2 protein-coding genes and 3 pseudogenes are annotated in these 3,728 nt (G+C 41.1%); 3 read left to right on the top strand and 2 right to left on the bottom strand.

Annotated elements, in window-relative coordinates:
• Positions 1-103: 103 nt before the first annotated feature.
• The 3 pseudogenes from HYG89_RS15690 to HYG89_RS15685 all read left to right on the top strand — a co-directional run.
• Positions 104-301 (top strand): annotated as a pseudogene (locus HYG89_RS15690) (integrase core domain-containing protein); the annotation flags it as partial.
• A gap of 32 nt (positions 302-333) precedes the next feature.
• Positions 334-429 (top strand): annotated as a pseudogene (locus HYG89_RS16075) (integrase); the annotation flags it as partial.
• A gap of 277 nt (positions 430-706) precedes the next feature.
• Positions 707-817, top strand: a pseudogene (locus HYG89_RS15685) (integrase core domain-containing protein); the annotation flags it as partial.
• A 163-nt stretch (positions 818-980) separates the two neighbouring features.
• Here the strand turns inward: HYG89_RS15685 and bamE are convergent.
• Together bamE and HYG89_RS15675 are read right to left on the bottom strand one after the other, a co-directional pair.
• Positions 981-1,796: an outer membrane protein assembly factor BamE gene (gene bamE, locus HYG89_RS15680; protein WP_095356994.1), complete on the bottom strand. Its 816-nt coding sequence runs from the start codon at positions 1,794-1,796 to the stop codon at positions 981-983.
• A gap of 72 nt (positions 1,797-1,868) precedes the next feature.
• On the bottom strand, positions 1,869-3,728 hold a 1,860-nt coding region (locus tag HYG89_RS15675; RefSeq protein WP_256734037.1), incomplete at its 5' end, for a YadA-like family protein.

Raw genomic sequence — 3,728 nt, 5'->3', positions numbered from 1 at the left:
GGTTGCCGACACATAAAGTGACTCAGATTGAAGAATTGCTACCACACCGCTGGAAACCGGAACCGAATTAAAAAATAGGCATGGGGTTCAGCGGACGCTTACGAATGGCTTATTCAAAACAGAGGTGATTGAATATTTAAAAGCGGATTGGCAAGGTTTAGCGGATGTACAACTTGCGACACTAAACTGGGTAGATTGGTTCAATAAAGAGCGTGTACACAGTGCACTGGGTTATGTATCACCTTTTGAGTTTGAAGCAATGTACTATGATAAGATTAACCCGTTAGGTCAGGTGGCCTAACTTAAATAAAAAAGTCTCCGACAAACCCAGTACGGTTCAATATCGTACGACCTATGGATATGCTACGAGAAACACTGCAAGAATATGAGGACTGGATTTTGCAACAAGTGCGAAATGGCATTAATTGAAATACCTCGATACGGACTAATGCCAGTCAGTTAAGAAATTGACTGGTATTCTCTTGGGTATTTCTGCGGTTTTCCCTTCATACCCCTAGGGCAACTTCTCACTCTTCTCTGAGGTAAAATGTAGTTCTTGGCTTTTCCAGTAAACTTTCAAAATGCTTGGGTAAATTACCTGCTGAATCCAATGAAGTGAATCTTAAAATATTCAGAATACTAATGGATGCAATATGAAAGCTGATTCTCAGAGGACTAACTTTTGCCCGTTGAGACATATATTTCATTTGATACTTTGGATGAAGTACAAGATTATGCAACAAATTGGCTGCGGCATTACAATCATGAAAGACCACACCAGGCCAACAAAGGAAGGCCTCCTCTAATGGCTGCTTAACCTCTACTTTTAACTTCGGTTATTTATGGGAGGATTACCTAGTTCGTATCTTAATTTGCTTAAACGCCTTGGTTAAAATCATTTTTACTTTCTAGACCTCTTAATTTTAAGAAAAAAGAGTATATAGTTACTTTATCAGCACAATATACTCCATTAATTCTTATTACCAATTAACATTTACTCGGCGATTTGGTGCTAAACATTCCACAGTTGAAGTAGATTTGCTTTGACCTTCACACTCTTTATAAATTCGGGTTGCTCCATTGGCATCGACTTTAATGTAATTCGGATCAATCCCCAGTTGAGCTAGCAAATAAGCCACAGTATTCGCACGCTGTGCAGATAAAACCTGGTTATAGTTAAAGTTACCCAATTTATCAGCATAACCCGTCACAGTAACCCGCTGGCTGCCGGACTGCTTAATGGCCTCTGCAATTTCTTCTACGCGGCTAAAGTCACGGTTAATCGCAGACTCATCATAACGGTCAAAGGCGAATAGTACGCTAGCTTGTGCAACTTGGGCATTCAGTCCTCCAACAACCAATGCATTTTTATCTACAGGTTGATTGTTGGCACCATATTGCGCCAAGCCTTGACAGGCTTCACCCTTCCAATAATATGCCTTGGCCAAGTAGTCTTTATCAAAATCGATACGTAACTGGCAGCGTTTGTATTGCTGGGTTTCAGGCACACGGATATCCAATACATAGTTCCATTCACGAACCCCAAACACGCCTTCGCTAAAATGTGGATGGCCCAAAATATAACGAATTTGGTCTTTGGTTAAGCCATTTTCCAGACGCAGTACCTGATCATATTCATAACGGTGAACTTGATCTAGGTAACTTTTTTTCACTTCTGGAAAATAAACGGACTCATCAGCCATCTGTAAATTAATCTGCTCTTTTGCATGTGTTAGACCACTCAGCACACCAGTTAAAAATACACAGCTTACAATTGTTTTTAATAAAGTTTTCATTGTCATCTCAATTCTTGATTAAATTTAAAAAACAAGTGGGAAAGAGCCATCATGCTCTTTCCCCACCATGCATTAATCAATTACACCACTGATACCAACACGTACACTTGGATCACCTGATGAACCGGCAGCAACACCACCAGTCAATGACCAGCGACCGTTATCCGCAGTTTTACGTAAAGTCAAACCAATTGCATTTTCACCGCCATGATAGGCAGCACCTGCCGCATAAGTGTATTTACCTGGAATGTACGGTGCATTTTCTAGTGCCATTGCCGCAGCAATACCTGCATTGGCTTTTTTCTCAACATCATCAATACGTTGATTTGTTGAGTAGAATGCTTGTTGTAACTGATCACCCAAATTTGTAATACGGTTACCCAATGCCTGATCGGCCTGATTGAGCGCACCTAATGCATCACCGACATTGTTATAAGAACCACCATTGACTTGATAATTTGGCGCATCAAAACTTTGCGTGATGTTGTTATAGCCAGCACCGCCGCCTAGGTATTGAGACAACTGCCCCATATTCACAGCATCGCTGTTTTGCACGCCATTACTGACATTACTCACTACTTTACTGCCTGCATCAATACCGGAAGCGGTCACAGATGGACCATTTTTAATGCTCAAGCCACTGCTATCAACAGTGGTATTGCCAGCAACCACCTTATCAGTCGTTACAGTACCTGCATTAATATCCTTCGCTGTAACACTGTTCAGCGTAATATCATCAGCTGTTGACACCGTATAGTTAGTACTGTCATCTGCATTAAAATTGCTCACAACTTTGATATTGCTGCCTTCAGTCACAGTCGATTTAGATTGAACTGCGGTTTTGTTTACTGCTGCAATAGCATCGTTAATATTGCTTTGACCTGTACCACCAATATTACTGAGATTTCCATTGGTGTCATAAGCACCAGCACCCATCATGTCGTGAATTTGACCACCATTCACAGCATCTTGAGAACCGACAGTAATTTTACCGTCAGCAACATTGGTCACTTTTTGTTTGCCCGCATCGATACCATTTTTAGTTACGCTTGGGCCACCCGCAATGGTTAAACCATTATTATCAATTTTGGTGTCTCCGGTCGTTACACTGCCAGTTGCACCCAAATCAATATCTTTGTTTAAATCGACAATAATGTTATTGCCCTGATTTGAAACTATGACATTGCCATCTTTATTACTGAAATCGACAGTATCGTTTGGCTTCACATTGTTTGCTGTACCGCCATTGGTACTGACATTCCAGCCTTTATTGGCATTATTGGCCACTTGATTGACTGATTTGATTGCATCATCAATAGTACTTTCACCAGTACCACCAATATTGGACATGCTGAGCAGGCCGCCGTTATTGGCTGCATTACCGCCTAAAATAGATGCGACATTACTTTGCGCTTGGTTCAACTGTTCTTCAGTCGCTGCACGGCCTTGAGATGCAAAATCACCACTTCCAAGTGTCTTATTACTCAAACCAGTCAATGTACCTTTCACTGAATCTAGCACCAGTGTGTTAGTACCTTTTACAGTCAATTTACCTGCTTCAAGACTACTACTGCTCAACGTATTTCCAGTTGCATTCATTTCAGCTACAAATAAACCCGTATTACTTAATGATGCAGATTTTTTTCCATCCTTGTCTTGTGTAATTATGCCTGTTGCACTCAGAATAGATGTATTACCTAATATATCTGTCGATGTCACACTGTCAAATACCACATCTTTCTTCGTTGCTACAGTGACCTTATTCCCTGCCTGCTCAACCGCAATGTTGTCACCAGCGATAAACGTTACAGTTTCATCTGGCGTAATCTGTTCAACTGAACTACCTGCCACTGCACCCGTACCAGTTTTATCTGTCGTCAGTTTCCAGCCAGTATTCGCTATCGCTTTTACTGCATCAAGCTGACCACCATT

Origin of the sequence: Acinetobacter sp. SwsAc5, assembly GCF_013391485.1 — a bacterium.
GTDB classification, from domain to species: domain Bacteria; phylum Pseudomonadota; class Gammaproteobacteria; order Pseudomonadales; family Moraxellaceae; genus Acinetobacter; species Acinetobacter towneri.
This window is presented reverse-complemented; position numbering and strand designations above follow the sequence as displayed.

What these genes read in the sequence shown, in the direction of transcription:
- bamE (WP_095356994.1), bottom strand. Translation starts at nt 1,796, where the DNA reads ATGAAAACTTTATTAAAAACAATTGTAAGCTGTGTATTTTTAACTGGT.